Here is a 26,433-nt window from a genome sequence, read left to right as displayed (position 1 = left end):
GCGGGGGCCGCGCCATGAGCGCACGGACCAGTAACGTCAAGGATCGGCAAGCGGCGATCATCCACGCCGCCGCGGCGCGGCGGGGCAACGTCTATCTGCGCCTGGTCGCCACCGTCGCCATGGCGCTCATCCTGCACGTGTTCGTCGGCATGGCCTGGGTGTGGCTGTGGGCGGCCGCCTACACCCTGGCCCAGCTTTTCGAGCTGTGGCTGTTCCGCCGGCTGACCGCCGATCCCGCGCGCTTCCTGGCCGGGTGGCGGCGCTGGGCGCTGGCGATCATGCCGGCGGTCACCTCGACCATCTTCGGGGCTCTGGCCCTGCCGCTGTTCGCATCGCATCAGCGCTTCGCCCCCACCCTGGGCGGACTGCTGCTGGCCGGGGCCCTGCTCAACGTCATCGTCGTCAATGTCAGCCTGCGCTCGGCGACCCTGGCCGCGGCGCTGCCGCACGTGATCTACCTGCTGATCGTGCCGTTCATCGGCCGGGCGGCCAATCCGGACTCGCCGCTGGCCAACGCCCTGTGGTTCGGAGTTCTTCTGCTGATCCTGTCGGTCGCCGTCGCCGCCCGCACCCTGGAGGCCGCGCTGCGGGCCGAGGAAGCCGCCAAGGCCGAGGCCGAGCGCCGCCGCCACGAGGCCGAGGAGGCCGTGGCCGCCAAGAGCGCCTTCGTGGCCATGATCAGCCACGAGCTGCGCACCCCGATCAGCGCCATCCTGGCCGGCGCGGCCCGCCTGCACAGCGAGGCGCCCGAGCCCAGCGCAAAGGTCCACGCCCAGCTGATCGCCGACGCCGGCGGCATGATGCGCACCCTGCTCAACGACCTTCTGGACTTCTCGCGGCTGGAGGCCGGCCGGATGGCCGTCGAGCGCGCGCCCTACGACCTGCGCCAGGCCCTGGCCGACACCCTGCGGCTGTGGCGGCCTGAGGTGCAGAAGAAGGGCCTGCGCCTGCGCATAGAAGGCGCCGCGGGCCTGCCGCGCTGGGTGGCCGGCGATGCCTTGCGCCTGCGCCAGGTGCTCAACAACCTGCTGTCCAACGCCATCAAGTTCACCGAGCGCGGCGAGATCGCCGTCTTCCTGGCCGCTCACCGCCAGGGCGAGGGCTGGACGCTGGAGATCGGCATCGTCGACACCGGCCGCGGCATCGAGCCCGAGGCCCTGCCGCGCCTGTTCACCCCCTTCGACCAGCTGACCGCAGAGGTCGTGCGCCGGCACGGCGGCTCGGGGCTGGGCCTGGTGATCAGCCGCGAGCTGGCCCGGCTGATGGGCGGCGACATCACCGTGACCAGCGAGGGCCTGGGCAAGGGCGCCACGCTGCGCCTGACCGTCCGGGTCGACGAGGCCCAGGCTCCGCAGGAGGCGGCAAGCGCGGCCTCGATCGCCGGAACCCGGGTGCTGGTGGTCGACGACCACGTGGTCAACCGCCGCGCCGTCGAGCTGGTGCTGCAGACCTTCGGCGTGGCGCCGGTGCTGGCCGAGTCCGGCGAGCGGGCCCTGGAGTTGCTGGGCGCGGGCGCCTTCGACGTGGTGCTGATGGACGTCTACATGCCCGGCCTGGGCGGGCGCGAGACCACTCGCATCCTGCGCGCCGAGCCCGGCCCCAACCAGCAGGTCCCGGTGATCGCGGTCACCGCCTCCTCCACCTCCAAGGACTGGGACGCCTGCCGCACCGCCGGCATGGACGCCCATGTCGCCAAGCCGATCGACCCGGCCCAGCTGCACGCGGCCCTGGTCGAGGTGCTGGCGAGCCCGCCGGCCCGCACGGCGGCGGCGTAGCGCCGGACCGTCGACGGCGTATCCCCTCACCCTCCCACGCCTACGGCGCGGGCCGCCCCCTCTCCCCTTGGGAGAGGTTGGATTTGAGCCGCTCCACCAGCGCGGCCTCGTCCTTCATCTGGCATTCCCAGATCGTCTCCACCCGCCAGCCGGCCTGGGCGAGGTCGGCCGCGGCGCGGGCGTCGCGGGCCTTGTTCCTGGCCACCTTGGCCAGCCAGTAGTCGCGGTTGGCCTGGGGGACGCGCGCCCCGCGCGGGCAGTCGTGGCCGTGCCAGAAGCAGCCATGCACGAAGAAGACGAGCCGGCGGCCGGGCATCGCCACGTCGGGCGAGCCGGGCAGGTCCTTGCGGTGCAGGCGATAGCGCGCGCCCAGGGCGGTCAGCAGCCGCCGCAGGGTCTTTTCGGGCTTGGTGTCCTTGCTCTTCACCCGGGCCATCACGGCCGAACGCTTGGCCGGGTCGAAGACGTCGGTGGTCGGCGGGGTCATGGACGCGTAACGCGCGGGAAGCGGCCCAGGCGCAGCGTGCCGGTCAGCAGCCCGACGCCGACCTGCCGGAAGCCCGGCAGCCGCGAGGCCGGGGTGAACGCCCAGGTGCGCAACGCCGGCCAGAACCAGCCGCGCGACTGGAACAGCGGCGTCAGCGCCTTGGAGACAAGCTGGTAGAGGCCGGTGTGGCGTCGCCGATCGGCCTGCCAGCCCTTGAGGGCGGCGGGCGAGGGCGCGGTCACCAGCCGGTCGGCCAGTTCGACGGCGTCTACGAGGGCCAGGTTGGCGCCCTGGCCCAGCTGCGGGCTGGTGCCGTGGGCGGCGTCGCCGATCAGGGCGAAGGCCCCCACGTCCCAGCGGCCGACCGAGACGTCGCGATAGATCGCCCGCGAGAAGCCGCTCCAGTCGGAATGACCGGCGAAGGCCTGGGCCAGGCCCGGCCACAGCGGGGCCAGCCGCGTGTCGCGCCAGGCGGCGAAGTCGCCGGCCAGGAAGTCGTCCATGCCGGCCACGGGAACCGACCAGAACACCGCCGTGCAGTGCGCCTCGCCGTTCGGGCCGCGTCCCACCGGCAGGGCGCCGCACATCACCTCGGCCCGGTGATAGACCTGCCGCAGGGCGCCGGCGAACCGGCCGTCGGGATCGACGACGTTGGTCCACACCGCGCCCCACGGATAGACCGGAGCTCGGGCTCGGGGCTTCAGCGCCGTCCGCAGGGTCGAGGCCGAGCCGTCGGCGACCAGCACGATGTCGAAGGGGCCGAAGGCGCGTCCGGCCGCGTCGTGCAGCACGGGGCGGGCGATGTTCTCCAGCCGCGTGATCCGCGCGCCGGTGATGATCTCGACCCCGGCGGGGACCAGCGGCGCGTGCAGGGCGTCGAACAGGGCCGCGCGGTGGATGCCGACGCCGTGGGCGCCCGACCGCCAGTCGGCGTAGTCCAGGGCCATCACCCGGCGGCCGCGGCTGTCGTGGCCGATCAGTTCCTGGACGGGGGCGCCGGCGGCGCGGACGGCGTTCTCCAGCTCGAGCGCGCGCAGGGCCGCCAGGCCCGTCGGCTGAAGCAGCAGGCCCGAGCCCACCGGGCGCGGCTGCTCGAACGCCTCCAGCAGGGTCACGGCGTGGCCGCGACGGGCCAACGCCAGGGCGGCGGCCATGCCGCCGACGCCGCAGCCGACGATGCCGATCTTCAGAGTGGTCATGCTGGGAAGATGTGCGCGGCGAGAACCATCAAGCCCTCGAAAGTCTCGTCATCCCGGCCGCAGCGCGTAGCGCGGAGAGCCGGGACCCAACGGGGAGCCGCGGTGCGCCGGCCCCTGGGTCCCGGATCGGCCTTCGGCCGTCCGGGATGACGATATGGCGGGGAGCCCTACAGTCCCTCGAACAGGGCCGTCGACAGGTAGCGTTCGGCGAAGCTGGGGATGATCGCCACGATCAGCTTGCCGGCATACTCGTCGCGCAACGCCAGGTCGAAGGCGGCGGTCAGGGCCGCGCCCGAGCTGATGCCCACCGGCAGGCCTTCGGTGGCCGCCGCGCGGCGGGCCATGGCGAAGGCGTCGTCGTTGCCGACCTGGACGATGTCGTCGATGACGCCGCGATCCAGGATGCCCGGCACGAAGCCGGCGCCGATGCCCTGGATCTTGTGCGGGCCCGGCTGGCCGCCCGACAGCACCGCCGAGGCCTCCGGCTCGACGGCCACCATCTTCAGGCCCGGCTTGCGCGCCTTAAGCACCTGGCCGACGCCCGAAATGGTGCCGCCGGTGCCGACGCCCGAAACCACGGCGTCGACGGCGCCGGCGGTGTCGTTCCAGATCTCCTCGGCCGTCGAGACGCGGTGGATCAGCGGGTTGGCGGTGTTCTCGAATTGCTGCGGCATCACCGCGCCGGGGGTGGCGTCGACGATTTCCTGGGCGCGGGCGACGGCGCCGCGCATGCCCTTCTCGGCCGGGGTCAGCTCCAGCTTGGCGCCGAGCAGCAGCAGCATCTTGCGGCGCTCGATCGACATGCTCTCGGGCATCACCAGGGTCAGCTTGTAGCCCTTGGCGGCGGCCACGAAGGCCAGGGCGATGCCGGTGTTGCCGCTGGTCGGCTCGACGATCGAGCCGCCCGGCTTCAGCAGGCCCTTGGCTTCGAGATACTCGATCATCGCCACGCCGATGCGGTCCTTGACCGAGGCCAGCGGGTTGAAGAACTCGAGCTTGGCCACGACCTCGCCCTTGGGCTTCAGCTCGGCCGACAGGCGCGGCAGGCGGATCAGCGGGGTGTCGCCGACGGTGTCGATGATGGAGTCGTAGATCTTGCCCCGGCCGGCGCGCTTGAAGCGTGCGGCGTCGTACAGGCTGGAAGCGTCGTCCATTGTGATCTCTCGGGGATGAAAAACTGGCCCTTGGTGATCTCCACCTTAGGCCGTGGGGATTGGGCTGTCAGCGACCTATTCGGCGGCCAGGGCCGCAGTTTTCCTGGCAGCCAATGGAGCAAGGAGGTGTTCGGCCAGCCAGCGCACGGCCGGGGCCGCCACGCCGTCGCCGATCACGTGCAGGCCCGCCGTGGCGCTCCTGGGCAGGGCGTAGCCGTCGGGCAGGCCCATCAGCCGGGCGCCTTCGCGCGGAGTGACCAGGCGCGAGCGCACCACGCCCTTGTCGATCACCAGCAGCGTCTGGCGCGAGGAGCCGCCGCGCGGGGTGCGGAGGCAGCCCGCCAGGCCGTCGAAGCGCACTTCGGCCCGCTGCTCGCCGCCGCGCATCCGCCGGAACACGCCGCCGACCGCCCGCTCTCCCGAGGCGACGCGGGCGTCGACCGAGGCGCGGTGGGCCGGGGCCATCAGGTCCAACAGGGCCATGGTGGCCGCGTCGCTGCGCCATTCGACGGCGTCGTCGGGCTCGAGCACGGTGGAAAGGTCTGTGTTGCGGGCCGGCGGGGCGGGCAGGGCCCACCACAGCCAGCGGTCCTTCAACGCCTGGGGCAGGCGGGCGGCCGCCTCGCGCACGGCGCGGCTGTGGAACGGCCCCTGGCCGGTCAGGCCGTCGGTCGGGGCGCGGGTGGCGACCACGAACACGCGGGGCCGCGACTGCGGCGTGAAGTGCGCCGCGTCGATCTCCAGCGCGCCGAAGCTGTAGCCCTGGTCGGCCAGGGCCTGGCACAGGGCCGTGAAGTCCTCGCCGCGGTGCGAGGTCAGAAGGCCGACCACGTTCTCGATGACGATGGTGGTCGGGGCGCGGCCCTCGGCGTCCAGCGCCTCGACCAGCCGCCAGAAGCCGAAGAAGGCCGACGAGCGGCCGCCATGCAGGCCCGCCCGCGCGCCGGCCAGGCTGAAGTCCTGGCAGGGGCTCGAGGCCCAGGCCAGGTCCGCCTGCCCGGGCAGGTCGGCCGCCTCCAGCGCGAAGACGTCGCCGGTGTGGAAATGCTCGTCGGCGTCGGCGAAGTTGGCGCGGTAGGTGGCCGCCTTCACGGGGTCGAAATCGTTGGCGAAGGCGCAGGACCAGCTTTCGCCGAGGCCTATGCGGGCCATGCCGCCGCCGGCGAAGAATTCGTAGAAGACGGGGCGAGCGTTGTGATTCATCGTACCTCGTAGACTAGCTTGAGCCGCCGCTTCGAGGATAGCGCCCGCATGACCCGATCCGCCGTCGTCTTCGCCGCGTGCCTGCTGCTGGCCGGATGCGGCGACGGCCCCCTGGGCGCGGCCGAGGGCGCGAGCTCGGTCCCAGCCGACGCGCCGGCCGGCGCAGCGCCCGGCCCAGACTACGCCGGCGACTTCGACCTGGCGGGCACGGAGCCGTTCTGGGTGGGCCGCGTTCGCGAGGGCGGGCTGACGCTGGATCGCATGGAGGGCGGGGCGGTGACCCTGTCCAATCCCGGCGTGCGCATCGACGGCGAGCAGGGCGTCTGGGACGCCGAGGCGGGCGCGCCGACGGGAGGGCAAGGCCATCGCCTGGTCTTCCGCCTGACGCCGCAGCCGTGCTCGGACGGCATGTCCGATCGCGTGTTCACCCACGCGGCCGAGGTCTGGCTGGACGGGACGACCTTCAAGGGCTGCGCCGCGCGGCCGGAAGACCTGGCCAGGCAGGCGCGGCCTTAGCCGCTCTTGATGTCGCCCCGGGGCGGCTGCTCAGCCGCCCTTGATGTCGCCTGCGGGCGGCTGTTCAGCCGCCCTTGATGTCGATGGTCTCGATCTGCGACTGGGTCGCCTCGGCCTTGTGCGAGCGGCCCGGGATGGGCAGCAGCAGGCCGACGGCGATGGCCGCGACGATAGCGAGAGCGATGAGGGCCTTGGCCGCCATGGCGTGTTTCTGGTCCGTTTCGGGTCTGTAAATTCAGCGCCCGCGCCGCTGATATGGTTCCGCCTGCGGAGCTTGCAAGGGCGCCGCCGAACGCGGTTCGTCGATGGCTTCACGGTCGCGGTTGTTCCCCGCCGCTGGCCTTCTCTCCCGTCATTCCCGCCCCTGTGGCGGGAACCCCTGGTTCCGTTCGCACGTGGGGCGCCAGCGGATCGCCAGCGATCCGCCCCATCCGCCTTGCGGCTGACGAAGAGGTTCCCGCCACGAGGGCGGGAATGACGGGAACAGAATGGGACGGGCTGAGCCCCGCCCTATCGCTTGCGCCCGCTCCCAGCGACATAGGGCGTCCCGTCGCGGTGACGGTAGGTCTCCTCGCCGGGGTGGATGACGAGGTCGAGGTCGGGATAGTCGCAGCCGTCCTCGTCCGGCCGCCGAGAGCCCATCTCCAGCAGCACCGCCGGCGCGTCCGAGCGGTTCTGGATCTGGTGGCCGTTGGGCACGCCGGCCTTGAAGCCCGCGCAGTCGCCGGCCCGCAGGATCGTCTCGCCGTCCTCTTCGACCAGCACCACCTCGCCCTCGACGACCCAGACGAACTCGTCTTCCGCGGTATGCCAGTGGCGCTGGCTGGACCAGGTTCCCGGTTCCAGCCGCATCAGGTTGACCCCGAACTGGGTCAGGCCCACGGCGTCGCCCAGCTTCCAGCGCTTGCGCGCCCGGCAGGGGATGTCGAAGGGCGCGGGATAGGCCGTGCCGTGACGGGTGGGCGCCTGGTCGATGTCGATCTTGGGCATGGTCGGCCTTGAAAGGAACGTGCTTGGTTTGCGTCCCGTCCATGGGAAGCCTAAAGCCTGCAGCATGACCAGCCCCGCGCCCGTTTCCGTCAGCATCGACCCCGTCGAGCTCGCCCAGGCCCTGATCCGCCGCCCGTCCGTCACCCCGGCCGACGAAGGCGCGATGGACGTGCTGCAGCGACAGCTGGAAGGCCTGGGCTTCGCCTGCCGCCGGATGAAGTTCGGCGAGATCGAGAACCTCTACGCCAAGCGCGGCACGGCGCGGCCCAACCTCTGCTTCGCCGGCCACACCGACGTGGTGCCGGTGGGCGACGACGCGGCCTGGACCGCCGGGCCCTTCGAGGCCGAGATCAAGGACGGCGTGCTCTACGGCCGTGGCGCGGTCGACATGAAGTCGGCCATCGCCGCCTTCGTCTCGGCCGTGGCCCACACCGAAGAGGTCCCCGGCTCGATCAGCTTCCTGATCACCGGCGACGAGGAGGGCGTGGCCGAGGACGGCACCGTCAAGGTGGTCGAGGCCCTGGCCGCCGAGGGCGAGATCATCGACCACTGCATCGTCGGCGAGCCCACCAGCGCCAGCCTGCTGGGCGACATGGTCAAGATCGGCCGGCGCGGCAGCATCAACGCCTGGATCGCCGTGGACGGCCGCCAGGGCCACGTGGCCTATCCGCACCGGGCGGCCAACCCGATCCCGGTGATGATCGACATCCTCTCGCGCCTGCAGAGCCGGGTGCTGGACGAGGGCTATACCGGCTTCCAGCCGTCGAACCTGGAAATCACCACGGTCGACGTCGGCAACCCGGCCACCAACGTCATTCCGGCCTCGGCCAAGGCCCGCGTCAACATCCGCTTCAACCCGGCCCACAAGGGCCAGGACCTGGCCGCCTGGATCGAGCACGAGTGCCGCGAGGCCGCCGAGGGTTTTTCGGTTCGGGTCGAGGCGCTGTGCAAGATCAGCGGCGAGGCCTTCCTGACGCAGCCGGGCGCCTTCACCGACGTCATCGTCGGCGCCGTGGGCGACGCCACCGGCCGGGTGCCCGAGCTGTCGACTACCGGCGGCACCAGCGACGCCCGCTTCATCCGCGCGCTCTGCCCGGTGGTGGAGTTCGGCCTCGTGGGCTCGACCATGCACCAGGTCGACGAGCGCGTGCCGGTGGAAGAGGTCCGCCAGCTGGCCGGCGCCTACACGGCGCTGATCCGCCGCTATTTCGAGACGTTCTCGGGCTGAGGGCAAAAATCGAGGGCGGGACCACGGCGCTCGCAGGAAACAGACCCGCATGAACGAGCTCTCCATCGACGAAGTCCTCGCCGAGGTCGCCGTGCTGGTGAAGCCGCACTTCGGCAAGGGGCGGGTGCCCGACTACATCCCGCAGCTGGCCACCGTGCCGGGGACGAAGTTCGGCATGGCCGTGCGCACGGTCGACGGCGGCGAGCACGCGATCGGCGACGCCGACGAGGGCTTCTCGGTGCAGAGCATCACCAAGGTGCTGAGCCTGGGCCTGGCCCTAAACCGTATCGGCGACGAGGTCTGGACCCGCGTCGGCAAGGAGCCCTCGGGCACGCCGTTCAACCACCTGTCGCTGCTGGAGGCCGAGGGCGGCTTCCCGCGCAACCCGTTCATCAACGCCGGCGCCCTGGCGGTGACCGACATCCTGCTCGACAAGGTCAAGGACCCCGCCGCCCTGGTGCGCGGCTTCGCCGGCTTCCTGGCCGACGGCCCGGTGGCGATCGACGAGGCGGTGGCCGCCTCCGAGCTCGACAACGCCTGGCAGAACCGGGCGATCGCCAACCTGATGCGCGGCAAGGGCACGGTGCGCCACGACCCGGAGGCGGTGGTCGCCGCCTACAGCCGCCAGTGCGCCCTGACCATGAGCTGCCGCCAGCTGGCCCGCGCCTTCCTGCCCCTGGCGGCCGGCGGCTTCTCGCCGCTGGTGCAGGAGACCATCTTTCCCGAGCGCCTGACCCGGCGCCTCAACGCCCTGCTGCTGACCTGCGGCATCTACGACAGCGTCGGCAGCTTCGCCTACCGCGTGGGCCTGCCGGCCAAGAGCGGGGTGGGCGGCGGCGTCGTCGCCGTCGTGCCGGGCAAGGCGACGGTGGCGGTGTGGTCGCCCGAGCTCGACCGCTTCGGCACCTCGGTGGTCGGCGCCAGGGCGCTGGAGGCGTTCAGCCAGCTGACCAACTGCTCGGTGCTTTAGAGCCTCCTTCACTCCGTCATTCCCGCCACAAGGGCGGGATGACGGGAGGGCTTTGACTCAGATCAAGGCGGCCCGGCCGCCGCCGGCGCAAAGCTCCATCCGTTCCCCGATGGAGCCCGTCATGCCGATCGCCCAGCTCGCCTATCTCGGTTTCGTCCTAGCCGCCTTCGGCGTGTTCATGCTGGCCCTGGGGGCGGCCTGGATCGCCGAGCGCGGCTCGAACGACTGACGCCTTTCGGAAGCCCTCGTTCCCTCCAACCCCGAGGGCTTTCGCCCGGAGGCCGATGTCGGTCGGCCTTCGGCCCCTCGCGGCCCTCGCCGGATGTCGAGCCGGCCGGGGCCGCGGGTCGGGACCTTCAGTCCTCGTAGCCCACGCCCACCAGGTAGAGCCCATCGGCCGGGGCCACCGGTCCGCAGGCGCGGCGGTCCTTCGCCTCCAGGGCCTTCTTCACATCGCCCGGCGCCCAGCGGCCCGCGCCGACCTCGACCAGCGTCCCCGTCATCGACCGCACCTGGCGGTGCAGGAACGAGCGCGCCTCGAAGTCGAGGTGGATTTCCTCGCCCACCCGCCGCACGCGGGCGACGTCGAGCGTCTTCACCGGGCTTTGCGCCTGGCAGTGCATGTCGCGGAAGGTGGTGAAGTCGTGCAGGCCGACCAGGGCCTGGGCCGCCGCGTGCATGGCCTCGTCGTCCAGCGCCTTCTTCATGTGCCAGACCTTGCCCTTGTCGAGGGCCGGCGGGGCGCGGCGGTTGAGGATGCGGTAGAGGTAGCGCCGCTCGTTGGCCGAGAAGCGCGCGTGCCAGCCCTCAGGCGCGACGGTCGCGTCCAGGATCGACACCGCCTCGCGCGTCAGGTGGGCGTTCAGGGCGTTCATCACCGTCTGGGCGGGCCAGTCGCGCTCGAGGTCGACATGCACCACCTGGCCGGTCGCATGCACGCCGGTGTCGGTGCGGCCGGCCGCGGCGATGCGCAGTTCCTGGCCGGAGAAGGCCTTCACCGCCGCCTCGATCGCCCCCTGCACGCTGGGCAGGGTCGCCTGGGCCTGGAAGCCCGAATAGGGACGGCCGTCGTACTCGACGAGGAGGCGGTAGCGGGGCATCAGGCCAGGACCGTTCCGGCCGCCAGCGGGAAGCCGCGCACGAACACTTCGGCCTCCTGCGCGCCCTTGCCCTCGCGCTGGGCCTTGAGCAGGCGCACCGCGCCCTCGCCGCAGGCGATCAGCAGGGCGTCGTCGAGCACGGTTCCGGCCGCGCCTTCCGCGTCCTCGACGCGCGACAGCAGGGCCTTCACCCGCACTGGCCCCTTCTCCGACGGCGCTTCGAACCAGGCGCCGGGGAAAGGCGACAGGCCGCGGATGTGGCGGTCGACTTCGGCGGCCGGACGGGTCCAGTCGATGCGGGCCTCGGCCGGCTTGATCTTCTTGGCGTAGGTGACGCCGTCCTCGGCCTGCGGGGTCTCGACCGCGCCGCCGCGCTCGATGGCGGCCAGGGCCACCGGCAGCAGGCGGGCGCCGACGGCGGCCAGGCGGTCGTGCAGGCTGGCCACGGTGTCCAGCGCGTCGATGCGCACGGCCTCCGACAGCAGCACCGGGCCCTCGTCCAGGCCCTCGCTCATCCGCATCACCTGGACGCCGGTGACCGGATCGCCGGCCATGATCGCCCGCTGGATCGGGGCCGCGCCCCGCCAGCGGGGCAGCAGGCTGGCGTGCAGGTTGAAGCAGCCGAGCTTCGGCGCCTCCAGTACGTCCCTGACCAGGATCTGGCCGAAGGCGACGACGACGGCGGCGTCGAGGTCCAGCGCCTGGAAGGCCTCGATCTCCTCGGGCGTCTTCATCGAGACCGGCGTGCGCACCGGCAGGCCCAGGCCCTCGGCGAAGGCGTGGACCGGCGAGGGCTTCAGCTCCTGGCCGCGACCCCGCGGGGCGGGCGGCTGGGAGTAGACGCAGACGATCTCGTGGCCGCTGGCCACCAGCTCGGCCAGGCAGGCGACGGCGAAATCGGGAGTTCCGAGAAAGGCGATGCGCATGGCGGGGGTTTAGCCCCGCCCGGCCCCGGGGGAAAGCCGTGTGGAACCGGCAAGGCGGGCAGAGTCGGAACCTCGACCGTTCGGCCGCCGTTCTCTGCCCGACTCTTCGCAACCAAGATCGTCGGAGGAACACCCATGCGTACGCTCGCTCTGATCGCCGTCTCCGCCCTCGCCCTGTCGGCCGCCGCCTGCTCGGACCAGCACGCCCAGCAGATCAAGGAAGGCGCAAGCGCCGCGGGCCAGGACATCAAGGACGCCGCCAACGAGATCAAGAACGATCCCGACGTCAAGGAAGCCGGCACCGCGCTTAAGGAAAGCAGCAAGGAGACCGCCGCCGAGCTGAAGGCGGCCGCCGGCGACGCGGTCGACGCGGCCAAGAGCGCCGGCGCCAAGGCCGGCGACGCGGCCGAGGAAGCCGGCAAGGACATCTCGCGCGAGAGCAAGGAAGCCGGCGCGGCGGCCAAGAAGGAAGTCCACGAGGCGACCCGCTAGCGCTCCGCCTCAGCGACGCGCGGGCTCGGCCCCGTAGCGGTTCTCGCCCAGCGCGCCGCGCAGGAAGCCCAGCTCGATCCAGGCCCATAGCGACAGGCCCATGGCCGCCAGCGCCATGACCAGGCCTATGAGCACGGCCGCCGTCGCCCCGTCCTCGTAGGCCAGGCGGGCCATGCCGCTGAGCGCGTAGGGACCGGCGGCGAAGATCAGCATCCACCATGCCGTCTTGCCGCGATCGTGCAGGCGACGGACGGCGACGGCGATCCCGGCCGCCAGCACCGGCAGGAACAGCAGGCAGGGGACCGCGCCCAGCCACCCGCCGGCCTGGGTGGCCAGCACCGTCAGGGTCAGCACCAGGGCGGTGGCCAGGGCCAGCCTGGCCTGCGTGCGCCAGTAGTCCAGCCGCGAGGCGCGGCCCGACAGGGCGAAGATCGGTTTCAGCTTGTCGACGAGACCGCGCATGGCGCGACTAGAGCCTGATCCGTCCGTCGGGAAAAGGACCAGGAAGGCATCAAGGGCGGCCTCGAGGGCCGCCCCTCGGCGTGGATCAGTCGCGCAGCAGGTCGTTGATCGAGGTCTTCGAACGGGTCTGGGCGTCGACCGTCTTGACGATGACGGCGCAGTACAGGCTCGGGCCGCCGTTCTTGTCGGGCAGGCTGCCCGGCACCACGACGCTGTAGGGCGGGACCTTGCCGACGTGGATCTCGCCCGTCTTGCGGTCGACGATCTTGGTCGAGGCCGACAGGTAGACGCCCATCGAAAGCACGCTGCCCTCGCCGACGACCACGCCCTCGACGACTTCCGAGCGGGCGCCGATGAAGCAGTTGTCCTCGATGATGGTCGGGTTGGCCTGCAGCGGCTCCAGCACGCCGCCGATGCCGACGCCGCCCGACAGGTGGACGTGCTTGCCGATCTGGGCGCACGAGCCGACCGTCACCCAGGTGTCGACCATGGTGCCCTCGTCGACGAAGGCGCCGATGTTCACGAACGACGGCATCAGGATGACGTTCTTGGCCACGTGCGAGCCGCGGCGGACGATGGCGCCGGGCACCGCGCGGAAGCCGGCGGCCTCGAACTGCGGGGCTTCCCAGCCGTCGAACTTGTTGGGCACCTTGTCCCACCACGGACCCACGCCGCCGCCCAGGGCGCCCGAGCGCATGACGGTGTTGGGGTTGAGGCGGAACGACAGCAGCACGGCCTTCTTGAGCCACTGGTGCGTGGTCCATTCGCCGTCGATCTTCTCCGACACGCGGGCCTTGCCGCTGTCGAGCAGCAGCAGGGCCTCTTCCACGGCGGTGCGCACCGGGCCAGTGGTCGCGGCCGAGACGCCGTCGCGGGCTTCCCAGGCGGCTTCGATCTCGGTCTGCAGGTCGGCGAGGGTCAGGCCGGTCATGTCGATGTTCCCTTCAGGCGCGCCGAGCTCAGGAACCCGGCGAGGTCGTTGGTGCGATGGTGGACGTGTTCGGAGGTCGAGGCGGCCGCGTGGGCGCCGACCAGGACGGTGGTCATGCCCAGCCGCGCGGCGGGCACGAGGTTCTTCTCGCTGTCCTCGAAGAAGGCCGTGGTCGGCGGATCGATGGCGTGCAGCTTGGTGATCTTGTCGAAGGTGGCCAGCGAGGGCTTGGGGATGTAGTCGGCTGTCTCGATGGCGAAGATCTCGCTGAACAGGTCGCGCAGCCCCAGGTGCCCCAGCACCCGCTCGGCGTGGCCCAGCGAGCCGTTGGTGAACACCAGCCGCCGCCCGGGCAGGGCGTCGATGGCCGCGTGCAGGGCAGTGTCCGGAACCAGGTTCTCCATCGACACGTCGTGCACCTCTTCCAGGAACTGGGCGGGGTCCATGCCGTGATAGGTCATCAGCCCGGCCAGGGTGGTGCCGTGCTCGAGATAGTACTTCTTCTGCAGCGCCCGGGCCTCCTCGCGGGGCAGGCCCGTGAAGCGCTCGACGAAGTCGGTCATGCGGCCCTCGATCAGGGCCATGAACTGCGTCTCGGCCGGATAGAGGGTGTTGTCGAGGTCGAACAGCCAGGTGTCGACGTGAGTGAGGTCGGCGGCCATGGCTAGAACCTCCCCCCGTGGGGGAGGTGTCCGCTTAGCGGACGGAGGGGGGAGGGACCTTGGCGCGGCGGAAGCTGAGAACGGCCCCCCTCCGGCCCTTCGGGCCACCTCCCCCAGAGGGGGAGGATCCTGTCGATCATTTCGAGATCAGCGTGCCGGCGCCGTGCTCGCTGAACAGCTCCACCAGCATGGCGTGCGGGCGGCGGCCGTCGAGGATGACCACGGCCTCTACCCCGCTTTCCACGGCGTGGATGGCGTTCTCGAGCTTGGGGATCATGCCGCCGGTGGCCACGCCGTCGACGATCAGCTGGCGGGCCTGCTCGATCGTCATCTCACGGATCAGTTCGCCATTGGCGTCGAGCACGCCCTTGATGTCGGTCAGCATCAGCATCCGCTTGGCCTTCAGCGCGCCCGCCAGGGCGCCGGCCACGGTGTCGGCGTTGATGTTGAAGGTCTCGCCCTGGGCCGAGACGCCGATCGGCGCGACCACGGGGATGTAATCGGTCTCCGAGCTCAGCAGCGCCTGGATCAGGTGCGGGTCGACCTTGGTGGGCTCGCCCACGAAGCCCAGGTCGACGGCCTGCTCGATGTTGCTGTCCGGATCCTTCTTGGTCCGGGTCACCTTCTCGGCGGTGATCAGGCGGGCGTCCTTGCCCGACAGGCCCACGCCGCGCACGTCGGCCTCGGCGCCGGCCAGGGTGATCCAGTTGGCGATTTCCTTGTTGATGGCGCCCGACAGCACCATCTCGGCCACTTCCATCGTCGCCTCGTCGGTGACGCGCAGGCCGTCGATGAAGGTCGACTTGACGCCGGCCTTGTCGAGCATGCGGCTGATCTGCGGACCGCCGCCGTGGATCACCACCGGGTGAACGCCCAGGAGCTTCAGCAGCACGGCGTCGGCCGCGAACAGCTTGGCCACCTCTTCCTGGCCCATGGCGTGGCCGCCGTATTTGATCACCACCGTCTCGCGGTCGTAGATCTGGATGTAGGGCAGGGCTTCGGCCAGCGTCTTGGCGGTGGCCCAGCCAGCTTCCTCGGCGACGTCGGTCAAAGGCGGTGGTCCTGGTGCGCGAAATTAGGCGCGCCTCGATAGCGGACCCCGTCCCCCCTGTCACCTATAAGCGGGTCTCACCCCTTGACGCCGGTCCCGGACCGTCCGCGCCCGTAGCGCCATTTGAGCGCGAGCACGGCGGCCGACATCGCAAGGCACGCGAGGTTCGAGGCCGCCACCGGCCATGCCTTGATCATCAGGCCATAGGCCAGCCAGCAGGAGAAGCCGGCCACGGTGGCCACGTAGGTCCGCAGCGACACCGACGAGGCGTCCTTCTCCCTCCAGATCTTGACGATCTGCGGGGCGAAACTGGTGATCGACAGCAGCGCGGCGGCCGTCCCGACGACGACGGCGAACGGATGGGCGGCGGCCATCAGGCCGAGCGCGGCATTTCGGTCAGGCCCCAGAGCTCGGCATAGGCGGGCGCCAGCTCCAGGCCGACAGGCGCGGGGCCCGGCGCGCGGCCTTCGTCCAGGCATACGGCCAGATAGGCCAGGGCGGTCTTCACGCCGTGTTCGGAATAGGGCTTGCCGATCACTCCGCAGGCGCCGGCGAAGTCGTCGGGCAGGCGCTTGACGTTGGCCGTCATGAACAGCGCCACGCAGCCGCAGTCGTCGTGAATCCTGCGCACCACCTCCACGCCCGTGGGCCCGTCGCGCAGGTGCACGTCGACGAGGGCCAGGTCGGGATGCAGCGTCTTGGCCAGGTCCACCGCCTCGTCCGAGCTCATGGCGCAGCCGACGGGGTGGTAGCCCACTTCCTGGACCAGGAACTCCAGCTCGGTGGCCAGCAGCACCTCGTCCTCGACGATCAACACATCCAATGCGCGCCCTGGCATGGGTCTATCGGTTCCTAGTGATGCGCGCCGTTGACGGGCAGGTTGACGACGACGCGGGTTCCGGGCTCGGCCGACGTGGTCTCGGACCGCGCCTTCAGCTGCTGGCAGAGCAGCTGGACGATGGTCAGTCCGAACCCCGTGGACCGGGCCCCTTCAGTCATTCCAACGCCGTCATCGGCGATTTCGATCCGGAACTCTCCATTTGTGCGAGTGATCGATACCGAGATGTGTCCCTGGCGCCCCTCCGGGAAGCCGTGGCGCAGGGCGTTGGAGAACAGTTCGCTGATCACCAGGGCCAGGGGCGCGGCCTTCGAGGCCGGCACGTCCACGCGCTCCAGGTCCAGGCTGACGCGGATCTCGTCGCGGTTGGCCGAGCCGGCCATGTCCGACACGAGGTCGCGCACGAAGGCCGAGACGTCGAAGCGCTCGACGTCCTCGCTCTGGAACAGGCGGCGGTGGACGGTGGCGATGGCGTTCACACGCTCGAGCATGCCGCGCAGGCTGTGCTTGACCGCCGGCTCCTTCTCGCGCCGGTTCTGCAGCAGCAGCAGGGACGAGATGAGCTGCAGGTTGTTCTTCACCCGGTGGTCGACCTCGTGCAGCAGGGCGGTCTTCTGCTCCAGGGCCTGGGACAGCTCGCGGGTGCGGGCCTCGACGGCTTCTTCCAGGTCGCTGCGGGTGTCGCGCAGGTGCTGCTCGGTCTGCTTCTTGTCGCTGACGTCCAGCTGCGAGCCGAAGAAGTAGATGATCTGCCCCAGCTTGTTGCGCACGGGCGAGAGGTACAGCGCGTTCCAGAACGTGCTGCCGTCCTTGCGGTAGTTGAGGATGTCGATGGCGATGTCCTCGCCGTCGGCGATCGCGCCGCGCAGTTCGGCGATGGCCACGGGGCTGGTGTCGGGCCCCTGCAGGAAGCGGCAGTTGCGGCCGATCACCTCCGAACGGGCGTAGCCGGACAGCCGCAGGAAGGCGTCGTTGGCGAAGATGATCGGATTGTCGGGCTGGGTGGCGTCGGTCACGATCATCGCCATGCGGGTGGCGCGAATTGCGGCGGCGAAGGGGTCGTCGATCCCGTGCTCGGCCGCGAGCTGATCGCCCGCCCGCTGCGACTTCAGATAATCCGTCATTCCTGAGCCCGACCCCGGCTTTGTTCCATGGACGCCCCGTCAACGCCTGAACGCCCGGTCGAGGGTCGGGTTCCCGACCAAGCTTCGGCGTGGAAACGCAAAACGCGGCGGCCCATTGGGGACCGCCGCGCCGCGAATGGTCAAGCTGCCCGAACCTTACTTCGGACGGTAGATGCGGTCGAAGACGCCGCCGTCGGCGAAGTGCGTCGCCTGGGCCTTCTTCCAGCCGCCGAAGGTGTCGTCGATCGTCGACAGCGGGATCTGCTTGAACTTGCCGCCGTACTTCTTGGCCACCGCCGCGTTGCGCGGGCGATAGTGGTGCTTGGCGATCAGTTCCTGGGCCAGCGGGCTGTAGAGGAAGTTCAGGTAACCGGTGGCCGCCAGGCGGGTCTTGTGGCGGTCGACGTTCTTGTCGACCAGCGCCACCGGCGGCTCGGCCAGGATCGAGCGCGACGGCACGACGATCTCGAACTGGCCGGGCAGTTCTTCCAGCGCCAGGAAGGCCTCGTTCTCCCAGGCCAGCAGCACGTCGCCGATGCCGCGCTGGGTGAAGGTGGTGGTGGCGCCGCGGGCCCCGGTGTCGAGCACCGGCACGTGGTTGAACAGGTCCTTCAGATAGGCTTCGGCCTTGGCCGGGTTGCCGCCCGGCTGCTTCAGCGCCCAGGCCCAGGCGGCCAGGTAGTTCCAGCGCGCCCCGCCCGAGGTCTTCGGGTTGGGAGTGATGACGCCCACGCCCGGCTTCACCAGGTCGGACCAGTCGTTGATCTTCTTGGGGTTGCCCTTGCGGACCAGGAACACGATCGTCGAGGTGTAGGGCGTCGAGTTCTGCGGCAGGCGCGACTGCCAGTTGGCCGGCAGCAGCTTGGCCTTGTCGGCGATCTCGTCGATGTCGTAGGCCAAGGCCAGCGTGACCACGTCGGCCTGCAGGCCGTCGATCACCGAGCGGGCCTGCTTGCCCGAACCGCCGTGGCTCTGGTTGATGGTCAGGGTCTGGCCGACCTTGTCCTTCCAGTACTTGGCGTAGGCGGTGTTGATGTCCTTGTAGAGCTCGCGGGTCGGGTCGTAGCTGACGTTCAGCAGGGTCAGCGATCCGGCCGCCTGGGCCTGGCCCGCCAGCAGGGCGGGCGCCCCGAGAGCGGCCGCGCCGGCCGCGCCGAGCAGGCCGCGCCGCGTGGGAGACTTGAAGGCGTTGGTCATGGCGATGTCGCTCTTGGCTCCGAGGGGTCCGGGCGGATAACGCGCGAACCTGACCTCAGCCTCATACCCTATTGTCTAGGTAGGTTTCACGCCCAAGAAGACTCTCACGGCCGGTAGATTTGGTCGAAGACGCCGCCGTCGGCGAAGTGCCGGCCTTGGGCCTTCTTCCAGCCGCCGAACTGGCCGTCGATGGTGACCAGCGGGATGTTCGGGAACTTGCCGGCGTACTTGGCCGCCGCCTGCGGATTGCGCGGCCGGTAGTGGTGCTTGCCGATCAGGTCCTGGGCCAGCGGGCTGTAGAGGAAGTTCAGGTAGCCCTCGGCGATCAGCTTCGTGCCGCGCCGCTTGACCACGCTGTCGATCACCGCGACCGACGGCTCTGCCAGGATCGAGCGCGACGGATAGACGATCTCCAGTCCGTCGGCGGCGAACTCCTGGCGGGCCAGGTGGGCCTCGTTCTCCCAGGTCAGCAGCACGTCGCCGACGCCCCGCTGGGCGAAGGTGGTCATCGAGCCGCGCGCCCCGCTGTCGAGCACCGGGACCTGGCGATAGAGCTGGCGCACGAACGCCTGGGCGGAGGCGTCGTTGCCGCCCGGCTGCTTCAGCGCCCAGGCCCAGGCGGCCAGATAGGCCCAGCGCGGCGCGCCGCCAGTCTTGGGATTGGGGGTGATGATCTGGACCCCGGGTTTGACGATGTCGCCCCAGTCCCTGATCCGCCTGGGATTGCCCTTCCTGACCAGGAACACGATCGTCGAGGTGTAGGGAGCCGAGTTCTGCGGCAGGCGCGACTGCCAGTTGGCGGCGGTCAGGCCGCGGGCGGCGATCTGGTCGATGTCGTCGGCGAGCGCCAGGGTGACCACGTCGGCCTGCAGGCCGTCGATCACCGAGCGGGCCTGCTTGCCCGAACCGCCGTGGCTCTGGCGGATCTCCAGCGTCTGGCCGACCCGGCGCTTCCAGTAGGCGGCGAAGGCCGGGTTGATGTCCTGGTAGAGCTCGCGGGTCGGGTCGTAGCTGACGTTCAGCAGGGTGACGACCTTGGGCGCTTTCGGCTGGGCCAGAACGCCCGAGGGCGCGGCAGCCACGGCGGCCGCGCCGATCGCGAGGTCCCGGCGGGAAGGAAGGCGGAGCAGGGTCATCGGGCATCCTCTGGGATAACGCCGAAACCTTGGCCGATCCAAAGGCCGCCGCGCGCCTGAATGTTTCTGAAGGCGGGATCAGAAAGGGGCGGCGCCTCCACGATCCCTCCCCCTTGATGGGGGAGGGGCAGGGGTGGGGGTGGTGCGGCGGTTGAAGCCGCGCACGACCGCCAGCGCCGCAGTCACCCCCATCTCCGACCCTTCCCCCATCAAGGTGGAAGGGAGGGAGTGAAGGCCCCTCCCCTCAGAAAGCGAACTGGCTGCGCAGGTTGACCGCCTGGTAGCCCTGGCTGAGCGGCAGGACGCCGCCGGCCGGGTCGAGCCGGTCGATGTCGACGTCCAGGTAGTCGAGCGAGAACTTGGTCACCGAGTTGGGGAACCAGTTGACCCCCGCGCTCCAGATCGTCTGCTCGCCGCCGCGCACCCGGTCAGCCGCCAGAAGGGCGGTCTCGTGGTGGTTCAGGTCGAGTACCGAATAGCGCGCCGCCAGCTCCCAGGCGCCCCACTGGCCCGCCTTCGGATCGAAGGGGTGGGCGATGGCCGGGGCGTCGAAGGCGAAGGTGGCGGCGTTGTAGCGGCGGCTCTCGCCGGTCAGCACCAGGCCGCCCTCGACGTACCAGCCGCCGAACTTCGGGTCGCTGACGCCGGCGGCGGCGTTGCGGCGCTCGACCGCGACGTCGAACACCTCGCTCTGGATCAGCAGGCTCTTGTGCTGCACGGCCAGTTCCGCGCCCAGGTGGCGCAGGTTCCTGGCGTCCAGCGCCCCGGTCGACACCAGCTGGGTCCCGTCGACGCGCAGTTCCGGGCGCTCGGTCAGGGTCAGCGGGTAGCCGCCGCCCACCGCCGTCTGGGCCGGGGTGGCGATGTAGCCGCCGTTGACGCCCAGGTGCAGCAGCCAGTCCTTGCTCTTGACCGGCGCGAAGGCGGCGCGGCCGACATAGGCCTGCTGCTCGTCGAAGGTCTGGGCGTCGCCGCTCTTGCCGCCGGTGGCGGCGGCCGACAGCAGCCAGTTCTCGCCGGCGGTCTGCACCTGCAGGGCGTAGCGGCGGTCGGCGGCGGCCAGGCCCCGCACCATCTCGGCGATCGCCGGGCGCTCGGGGAACAGCGAGCCGTTGGTCGAGCCGGCGTCGTTGAGGCCGACGTTCGGCGCGAAGGCCCCGGCCCGCACCTTGAAGGGCGCGTAGTTGTACTGGACGAACAGCTCCTGCAGCATGCCGGGGCCGTCGGTCCCGTTGCCGCCGAAGTCGAGCAGGATCGAGTAGTCGAAGCTCTTGAAGAACCTGCCGTCGACGCCCAGGCGGGCGCGGCGGAAGTTGCTGCCGCTGTTGAGGTCGCGACCGTTGCCGATCACCGCCGGCAGGCCCTTGTCCTGGAAGTAGTGGGCGGTGTCGAGCTGCATCACCCCGTGCAGGGTGGCGGTGAAGGCGCCGTCGGCGGAGGCGATGGTCGGGCGGCCGGCGGCGATGCTCACCGTGGCGGCCGGCAGGGGCGAGGCGGCGGGGGGCGCCTTGGGCGCGGGGGCGGCCGCGGCCAGCTGCGCCGGCGGCGAGGCCTGCGCCGGCGTCGTCCTGACCGGCGCGCTGGCGACCGTGACGGCCTTCAGTTCGTTGATCTGCTGCTGCAGCAGCTTCAGCTGCGCTTCCAGGGCCTCGATGCGGGCCTGCTGGTCGCCGGGCGCCGGCGTCTGGGCCTGCGCGCCGCCCGCGATCGCCAGCGTCGAGGCGCAGGCGATCAGGGCCATGCGCGAGGCAAGGCGGTTGATGGTCACGGTCTTCCCCTCGCGGCGGCTTGCGCCACCGTCCTATTGCTCAGGAGAAGATGACTAACGGGCAGGCTCTAAACGGAGTTTTGACGGCCCAAGTCCTTGGTTTTCCTGGATGCTGCGGCCAAACGTCGCTCCGAGGGCGGACGATCCAAAGAAAAAGGCCCCGCACGTTGTGCGAGGCCTTCGACTCTACCTGACGGTCGGACGGTCTAGAACATCGTCCGGCCGGTGAGCTTCACGTTGTAGCGCTTCTGGCGCTTGGTGCTTTCGGCGCCGCCTTCCAGGGCGACGTACGACATCGCCGTGCCGGCCCGCAGGGCGAAGCCCAGGGTCAGGGCGCCGTCGCGGTTGTCGAAGGCTTCCAGCACGTACTTGCCGTTCTTCTTGGTCACGACGGTGTCGGCCAGGCTGCCGGCGATGGTCTTGCGGTAGCCGACGCGCACTTCGGGGCGCAGCCACACCTCGCGGCCGAAGTCGGCGCCCATCACCAGGCCCAGGTCGCCCGAGAGGTTGCTCCACTTACGCGAACCGATGGCGCCGTCCATCACGTCGCCGCCGCCGACTTCGTCGTGGCTCGACTCGTTCAGGTAGGTGTAGTCCATGCGGGCTTCGGGGCGCGTGAAGAAGCGGCCCAGCTTGGCCTCGTAGGCCGCGCCGGCGAAGGCGTTGGCGGTGACCGCGCCCCAGTCGGCCTTGGTCACGCGGTCCTCGTCGGTGGCGCCGTCGCCGTTGAGGTCGAGGAACAGCACGCGGTTGCTCTCGAACCAGCCGTAGCCGGCGCCGCCGCCGAGGTTGAAGCGCCACGGGCCGACAGAACGGCGCCAGTAGACGCCGGCCTGCACGATCGAGGCGGTGGTCTGCTCGCCCACCTGGGCGACCGTGTCGTGTTCTTCCAGCGCGGTGTAGGCCAGGGTCACGCCGAGGGCGCCGCCCGCGTCGCCCATGGCCTCGTAGCCGGCGACGAAGCCGAAGGCCTGGGTGTCGGTGCCCAGGGTCTCGCCGTCCTCGCGGCGGACCAGGCCGTTGATCTCCTGCACCCAGATGCTGTCGGGGCCGTAGCGGTCGCCCGGATCGGGCCGGATCGCGGTGGCGGCCGAGATCTGCTGGTTGATGTTCTGCAGGGTCGCGAACATCCCCTCGCCCTGATCGGGGAGCAGCTGGTTGTAGTTGTGGAGGAACGTGCTCTTGTCGTTGATGCCCAGGAACAGGCTGGCCACGTCCTTGTCGCCGGACAGCGAGCCGAACAGGGCGTCGTAGGCCGAGGCGCCCGAGCGGGCCAGGCCGATCTCGGCGGCCGTGCGGCGGCGCACGTCCAGATAGACGTCGTTGCCGGCGGCGCGGGCGCTGGCGACGTACATGTACGGCGCGTTGTCCAGCAGGCCCTGGCCGAAGGTTCCGGAGGTCAGCGAGCCGGCGCTGATCACCTTGTACGAGGTCTCGTCGGTCAGCAGGCTGTTCAGACGCAGGCCCAGCTGCGCGCCGCTGGCGATGTTGGCGGCGCCCGAGACCACCAGGCTGGTGTTGGCGCCGGCCGTCGGGTCGGCGGTGAACACCAGCTTGCTCTCGGCGCCCAGGTTCAGGTTCGAGATGTTGATGGCCTGGGCGTTGGTCAGGCCCAGCGAGCCCTTGCCGATATTGATGTCCAGCAGGCCGTCGCTGTCGCTGATCGCGCCGATCACGGCCGCGCCGCCGTCGATGCGGAAGGTGTCGGCGCCGGCGCCGAACGAGATGTCGCCGACCACGGCGCCGTTCAGCACGTTGAAGGTGTCGGCGCCCGAGCCGAAGCGGATCTGGCCGATGATCGACGGCTCGGCGTTGTCGGGCACGCCGTCGCCGTCGGCGTCGGGCAGGGTCTTGTCGGTGCTGACGACGCCGTTCTGGGTCAGGGTGACGCCAGTGGTGTTGCGGCTGACATCGATGGCCACGGCCTTGCCGGTGATCGTCTCGTTCGAGGCGTCGGTGTCGGCGTCGTCGGTGTCGCTGGCGTCGTCGGTCGGCGAGATCGCCGCGATGATGGCGCCGGTGTTCTCGATCGAGGTCAGGCCGCCCGAATAGTCGATGACGCCGTAGGACGAGCCCTTCTCGCCCACGACGGTCGAGTTGATCACGCCGCCGTTGCGCAGGCTGGGGACGTTGGCGCCGGCCTCGATGACGATGCCGCGCGCGTCGAACAGGCCTTCCGAGACGCTGTAGGTGGTGATCGAGCCGCGGTTGTCGATCACGGGCACGTTGGCGCCGGCGGTGACCCGCACGCCGTTGGCGTTGGCCTCGTAGGCCTGCGAGGTGAGGGTGGTCTCGAGGCGCGCGCCGTTGGTGATGGTGGTCGACTGGCCGGCGTTCCCGCCCAGCTGGATGCCGGTCGAGGTGATGCCGTCATAGACGCCGTTGGCCACGATGGCGCCGCGGGCGCGCAGGCCGTAGGCGTTGTCGCCCGTGCCGATGACGCCCAGGGTGATCGCGCCGGTGTCCGAACCGATCAGCAGGGCCGGGGCCGAGCCGTAGACGGCCAGGGCGGCGTTGCCTTCCTGCGCGTCCTCGACGCCGTCGCCGTCCTCGTCGGTCTTGGTCGTGTCGTTGTCGGCCGGGCGGATGTCGAGCAGCACGCCGCCAGTCACGCTGCCGGCCACGCGGACGGCCGGGCCGCCCTGCAGCAGGTCGTCGGCGTCGAGCTTGTCGCGCACGGCCTTGTCGACGGGGCGCGCGGTGTAGCGGTAGCCGGTGGCGGTGACCGCGCCCTGGATCACGAAGGCGCCGTTGACGTTGCTGTCGATCGCCACGCCGGTGGAGTTCTGGCCCAGCACCGACACGCTGCCGTTGACGGTGACCTTGCCGGTCACCGGGGCGGCGACGCGGACGCCGTAGCTGTTGTTGCCGGTGACGGCGATCGCGCCGCCGCTGGTCAGGTTGCCGTTGAGGGCGCTCTCCAGCGAGATGCCGGCCGAATTGTTGCCCTCGATGGTGATCGTGCCGCCGGTGGCCAGGATGTCGCCGGTGAAGGCGCCGGGGCCGGTCAGGCGGATGCCGTAGCGGTTCTGGCCCAGCGCGAAGGCGCCGTCGATGTCGCCGTCCGAGTCGGTGTCGGTCGGGGTGTAGTCCTCGTCCAGCGTGATCGTGCCGGTCTGTGTGACCGTGCCGGTCGTGCCGCCGTTGATCAGGATGGCGGTCGAGTCGTTGACGCCCTGCGTGCTGAGCGTGCCGGCGTTGTTGACCTTATTGTTGCTGTTCAGCGTCACCAGCGCGCCGCTGGCGGTCAGCTTGATCGAGCCGGCCGTGTCGATCTTGACATCGTCGGCCGCGCCGCTCGTCCCGGCCGAGCCGGTGGCGATGGGCGTGGTCCGCGCGGTGTTCACCACCGTCTCGGCCTGCGCGGCCAAGGCGATAGCCATCAGAGGAGCGGCCGCGACCGTCGCGACCAGGACCTTGCGCTGCATACGAACAGACCACCCTAAGGAGAATTCCCTCGATCCCCAGATTGCGTCAGGTTGCGGCGAAATTGCGGTGACTTCCGCACCCGACACGCACTTGGGGGTTCCCCGTCTATCCCATGCTCCGCGGCGGCGCCATATCTGGTTCGTCGAATCATCGCATCGTCACAAAACTGGCCTAGGAGCCTTGGCCCCGCCCGGCCCTCGCCGCAGGCCGTCGCCCTCAGAAGGAGCCCGGACGCTCGCCATGCCCACCGTCACTCCCCTCTCGCCGGTCGCGCCGGAACGCTGGGGCGGCGGCCTGGCCGGAGCCTGGGCCGGGGCGTGGACGGCCGTCGCCGCCGGGCCCGCGGCCCTGGTCGCCATGACCGCTCTGGGCGCGGCGCGGCCGGGCGTGGCCCTGCCGGCGGCGCTTCTGCTGGGCGTTGGCGGCGCGATCCTGCTGCGGCGCCTGCGCCGGCGGCTCGACGACGCGGTGCTCAGCCTGGCCCCCGCCGCGGCCTCGGCCGACCGGGCCCCGCCCTTCGCCGTCATTCTCGAGAACCTGCCCGACCCGCTGATGGTCATCGCCGCCGAGGAGGCCGACGACCTGACGGGCCGGCGCTTCGTGTTCGCCAACGCCGCCGCCCGCGACCGCTTCCGCATCCGCGAGGGAGCCCTGCTGGTCACCGCCGTGCGCAGCCCTCAGGTGCTGGAGGCGGTGGACGAGGCCTTGTTCGGCGAGGTCGAGCGCACCGTCGAATGGACCGGCGTCGGCTCGCAGGGGCGCGACTGGTCGGCCCGCGCCCGGCCGCTGGGGCGCGACGAGGCCGGCTCGCAGCTGGCCTTGCTGGTGCTGCGCGACGAGACCGACGTGCGACGCAGCGAGCGCACCCGCGCCGACTTCCTGGCCAACGCCAGCCACGAGCTGCGCACGCCGCTGGCCTCGCTGTCGGGCTTCATCGAGACCCTGCGCGGCCACGCCAAGGAGGATCCGGGCGCCCGCGACAAGTTCCTGGCCATCATGCAGGCCCAGGCCGAGCGGATGTCGCGGCTGATCGACGACCTGATGAGCCTGTCGCGCATCGAGCTGAACGAGCACATCGCGCCCGCCGGCCGCGTCGACCTGGCCATGGCCGCCCAGGACGTCATCGACGCCCTGGGCCCGCAGGCCCGCGACAAGCAGGTCAGCTTCGACGCCGTGCTGCCGCCGCGCGGCGCGGCGGTGGTCGAGGGCGACCGCGACCAGATCGTCCAGGTGATCCAGAACCTTGTCGACAACGCCATCAAGTACACCCCCAACGACGGGACGGTGCGGGTCGAGATCTTCCCCGGCCTGACCCCGGCCACCGCCGTCGCCCCGCGCGATCCGGCCGCCGCCCGCCTGTCGCTGCTGACTCCCGACCATTCCGACGTCGAGGAGTTCTACGCCGGCCTGCGGGTCAGCGACCGGGGCCCCGGCATCGCCCGCGAGCACCTGCCGCGCCTGACCGAGCGCTTCTACCGCGTCGAGGGCCAGAAGAGCGGCGACCGCTCGGGCACGGGCCTTGGCCTGGCCATCGTCAAGCACATCGTCAACCGCCATCGCGGCGGCCTGCACGTGGAGTCCGTGCGCGGCGAAGGAGCCACCTTCGGGGTCTATCTGCCCATGGCCAAGGCCTTGTCCGACAAGGATTCCGCACCGGTGGAAGAGGTCGCGCCGGGCGGTGTCGTAAAACTGTCGTAGAAACGTCGCATAAGGTCGTCGCCCGGCCGGCATAGATCGGTTCCGGGCGGGGCGGCGCAACGGGCGTCGTCTTCGCATCCCAAGCGCAAGACCGCTT

Annotated in this window: 25 protein-coding genes; 6 read left to right on the top strand and 19 right to left on the bottom strand. The window is 70.8% G+C overall.

Going from position 1 to position 26,433, the window contains the following annotated elements; all coding sequences use genetic code 11:
- Positions 1-14 precede the first annotated feature (14 nt).
- The gene (locus C1707_RS04445; RefSeq protein WP_101714136.1) at positions 15-1,775 is read left to right on the top strand and encodes an ATP-binding protein; all 1,761 of its coding nucleotides are present in this window, start codon (positions 15-17) and stop codon (positions 1,773-1,775) included.
- A 40-nt stretch (positions 1,776-1,815) separates the two neighbouring features.
- On the opposite strand, the gene C1707_RS04440 is transcribed toward C1707_RS04445, so the two are convergent.
- From C1707_RS04440 to C1707_RS04425, 4 genes are all read right to left on the bottom strand, one after another.
- A complete protein-coding gene (locus C1707_RS04440; RefSeq protein ID WP_101714135.1) occupies positions 1,816-2,262 on the bottom strand; it encodes a very short patch repair endonuclease in 447 nt (148 codons plus the stop codon).
- Positions 2,259-3,461: an FAD-dependent oxidoreductase gene (locus C1707_RS04435; protein ID WP_101714134.1), complete on the bottom strand. Its 1,203-nt coding sequence runs from the start codon at positions 3,459-3,461 to the stop codon at positions 2,259-2,261. Before C1707_RS04435 ends, C1707_RS04440 begins: the two co-directional genes overlap by 4 nt.
- Before the next feature lie 167 nt (positions 3,462-3,628).
- On the bottom strand, positions 3,629-4,615 hold the full coding sequence (gene cysK / locus C1707_RS04430; RefSeq protein WP_101714133.1) for a cysteine synthase A: 987 nt from the start codon (positions 4,613-4,615) through the stop codon (positions 3,629-3,631).
- A 75-nt stretch (positions 4,616-4,690) separates the two neighbouring features.
- Positions 4,691-5,818, bottom strand: coding sequence for a DNA cytosine methyltransferase (locus tag C1707_RS04425; protein ID WP_101714132.1), 1,128 nt, complete (start codon positions 5,816-5,818; stop codon positions 4,691-4,693).
- Between the two features lie 48 nt (positions 5,819-5,866).
- Between C1707_RS04425 and C1707_RS04420 the strand changes: the two genes are divergently transcribed.
- Positions 5,867-6,334, top strand: a complete 468-nt coding sequence (locus C1707_RS04420) for a COG3650 family protein (RefSeq protein WP_101714131.1) — start codon at positions 5,867-5,869, stop codon at positions 6,332-6,334.
- Positions 6,335-6,398: 64 nt separating this feature from the next.
- On the opposite strand, the gene C1707_RS26005 is transcribed toward C1707_RS04420, so the two are convergent.
- Together C1707_RS26005 and C1707_RS04415 are read right to left on the bottom strand one after the other, a co-directional pair.
- Complete coding sequence (locus C1707_RS26005) at positions 6,399-6,536, bottom strand: hypothetical protein (RefSeq protein ID WP_162839360.1); 138 nt, start codon at positions 6,534-6,536, stop codon at positions 6,399-6,401.
- Positions 6,537-6,844: 308 nt separating this feature from the next.
- Positions 6,845-7,324, bottom strand: coding sequence for a cupin domain-containing protein (locus C1707_RS04415; RefSeq protein ID WP_101714130.1), 480 nt, complete (start codon positions 7,322-7,324; stop codon positions 6,845-6,847).
- Positions 7,325-7,388: 64 nt separating this feature from the next.
- On the opposite strand from C1707_RS04415, the gene dapE reads away from it, so the two are divergent.
- Both dapE and C1707_RS04405 read left to right on the top strand, forming a co-directional pair.
- Positions 7,389-8,552 carry a succinyl-diaminopimelate desuccinylase gene (gene dapE, locus C1707_RS04410; RefSeq protein ID WP_101714129.1) on the top strand — a complete coding sequence of 388 codons (1,164 nt, stop codon included), beginning with the start codon at positions 7,389-7,391 and terminating at the stop codon, positions 8,550-8,552.
- Between the two features lie 49 nt (positions 8,553-8,601).
- On the top strand, positions 8,602-9,522 hold the full coding sequence (locus tag C1707_RS04405; protein WP_101714128.1) for a glutaminase: 921 nt from the start codon (positions 8,602-8,604) through the stop codon (positions 9,520-9,522).
- A gap of 356 nt (positions 9,523-9,878) precedes the next feature.
- Here the strand turns inward: C1707_RS04405 and truA are convergent, their stop codons facing one another.
- On the bottom strand, positions 9,879-10,622 hold the full coding sequence (gene truA, locus C1707_RS04400; RefSeq protein WP_101714127.1) for a tRNA pseudouridine(38-40) synthase TruA: 744 nt from the start codon (positions 10,620-10,622) through the stop codon (positions 9,879-9,881).
- Positions 10,622-11,548: a methionyl-tRNA formyltransferase gene (gene fmt / locus C1707_RS04395; RefSeq protein WP_101714126.1), complete on the bottom strand. Its 927-nt coding sequence runs from the start codon at positions 11,546-11,548 to the stop codon at positions 10,622-10,624. Before fmt ends, truA begins: the two co-directional genes overlap by 1 nt.
- 135 nt (positions 11,549-11,683) lie before the next feature.
- Here fmt and C1707_RS04390 point away from each other — a divergent pair, with 135 nt between their 5' ends.
- Positions 11,684-12,040 carry a cell surface protein gene (locus C1707_RS04390; RefSeq protein ID WP_101714125.1) on the top strand — a complete coding sequence of 119 codons (357 nt, stop codon included), beginning with the start codon at positions 11,684-11,686 and terminating at the stop codon, positions 12,038-12,040.
- Between the two features lie 9 nt (positions 12,041-12,049).
- On the opposite strand, the gene C1707_RS04385 is transcribed toward C1707_RS04390, so the two are convergent.
- The 11 genes from C1707_RS04385 to C1707_RS04335 all read right to left on the bottom strand — a co-directional run bounded on the left by C1707_RS04385 (position 12,050) and on the right by C1707_RS04335 (position 24,637).
- Positions 12,050-12,502, bottom strand: a complete 453-nt coding sequence (locus C1707_RS04385) for a DUF805 domain-containing protein (protein WP_101714124.1) — start codon at positions 12,500-12,502, stop codon at positions 12,050-12,052.
- 85 nt (positions 12,503-12,587) lie between these two features.
- On the bottom strand, positions 12,588-13,433 hold the full coding sequence (gene dapD / locus C1707_RS04380) for a 2,3,4,5-tetrahydropyridine-2,6-dicarboxylate N-succinyltransferase (RefSeq protein WP_164467278.1): 846 nt from the start codon (positions 13,431-13,433) through the stop codon (positions 12,588-12,590).
- On the bottom strand, positions 13,430-14,095 hold the full coding sequence (locus C1707_RS04375) for a pyrimidine 5'-nucleotidase (protein WP_101714122.1): 666 nt from the start codon (positions 14,093-14,095) through the stop codon (positions 13,430-13,432). Before C1707_RS04375 ends, dapD begins: the two co-directional genes overlap by 4 nt.
- Before the next feature lie 136 nt (positions 14,096-14,231).
- Complete coding sequence (gene argB / locus C1707_RS04370) at positions 14,232-15,146, bottom strand: acetylglutamate kinase (RefSeq protein ID WP_101714121.1); 915 nt, start codon at positions 15,144-15,146, stop codon at positions 14,232-14,234.
- A gap of 77 nt (positions 15,147-15,223) precedes the next feature.
- Positions 15,224-15,520, bottom strand: a complete 297-nt coding sequence (locus C1707_RS04365; protein WP_101714120.1) for a SemiSWEET family sugar transporter — start codon at positions 15,518-15,520, stop codon at positions 15,224-15,226.
- Positions 15,520-15,984: a response regulator gene (locus C1707_RS04360; RefSeq protein ID WP_101714119.1), complete on the bottom strand. Its 465-nt coding sequence runs from the start codon at positions 15,982-15,984 to the stop codon at positions 15,520-15,522. Before C1707_RS04360 ends, C1707_RS04365 begins: the two co-directional genes overlap by 1 nt.
- Before the next feature lie 14 nt (positions 15,985-15,998).
- Positions 15,999-17,108: a photosensory histidine protein kinase LovK gene (gene lovK / locus C1707_RS04355; RefSeq protein WP_101714118.1), complete on the bottom strand. Its 1,110-nt coding sequence runs from the start codon at positions 17,106-17,108 to the stop codon at positions 15,999-16,001.
- Between the two features lie 156 nt (positions 17,109-17,264).
- Positions 17,265-18,305, bottom strand: a complete 1,041-nt coding sequence (locus C1707_RS04350) for a sulfate ABC transporter substrate-binding protein (protein ID WP_101714117.1) — start codon at positions 18,303-18,305, stop codon at positions 17,265-17,267.
- Positions 18,306-18,409: 104 nt separating this feature from the next.
- A complete protein-coding gene (locus tag C1707_RS04345; RefSeq protein WP_101714116.1) occupies positions 18,410-19,441 on the bottom strand; it encodes a sulfate ABC transporter substrate-binding protein in 1,032 nt (343 codons plus the stop codon).
- Positions 19,442-19,685: 244 nt separating this feature from the next.
- Positions 19,686-21,209, bottom strand: coding sequence for a porin (locus C1707_RS04340; RefSeq protein WP_240633860.1), 1,524 nt, complete (start codon positions 21,207-21,209; stop codon positions 19,686-19,688).
- Between the two features lie 206 nt (positions 21,210-21,415).
- Positions 21,416-24,637: an autotransporter outer membrane beta-barrel domain-containing protein gene (locus C1707_RS04335; protein WP_101710986.1), complete on the bottom strand. Its 3,222-nt coding sequence runs from the start codon at positions 24,635-24,637 to the stop codon at positions 21,416-21,418.
- A gap of 241 nt (positions 24,638-24,878) precedes the next feature.
- Between C1707_RS04335 and C1707_RS04330 the strand changes: the two genes are divergently transcribed.
- Positions 24,879-26,336, top strand: a complete 1,458-nt coding sequence (locus tag C1707_RS04330) for a sensor histidine kinase (RefSeq protein ID WP_101710987.1) — start codon at positions 24,879-24,881, stop codon at positions 26,334-26,336.
- The last annotated feature ends 97 nt before the right edge of the window (positions 26,337-26,433 follow it).

Source organism: Caulobacter flavus, from assembly GCF_003722335.1.
Lineage (GTDB): Bacteria > Pseudomonadota > Alphaproteobacteria > Caulobacterales > Caulobacteraceae > Caulobacter > Caulobacter flavus.
The sequence above is the reverse complement of the archived record's forward strand: the minus strand, read 5'-3'. Positions and strand labels throughout refer to the sequence as shown.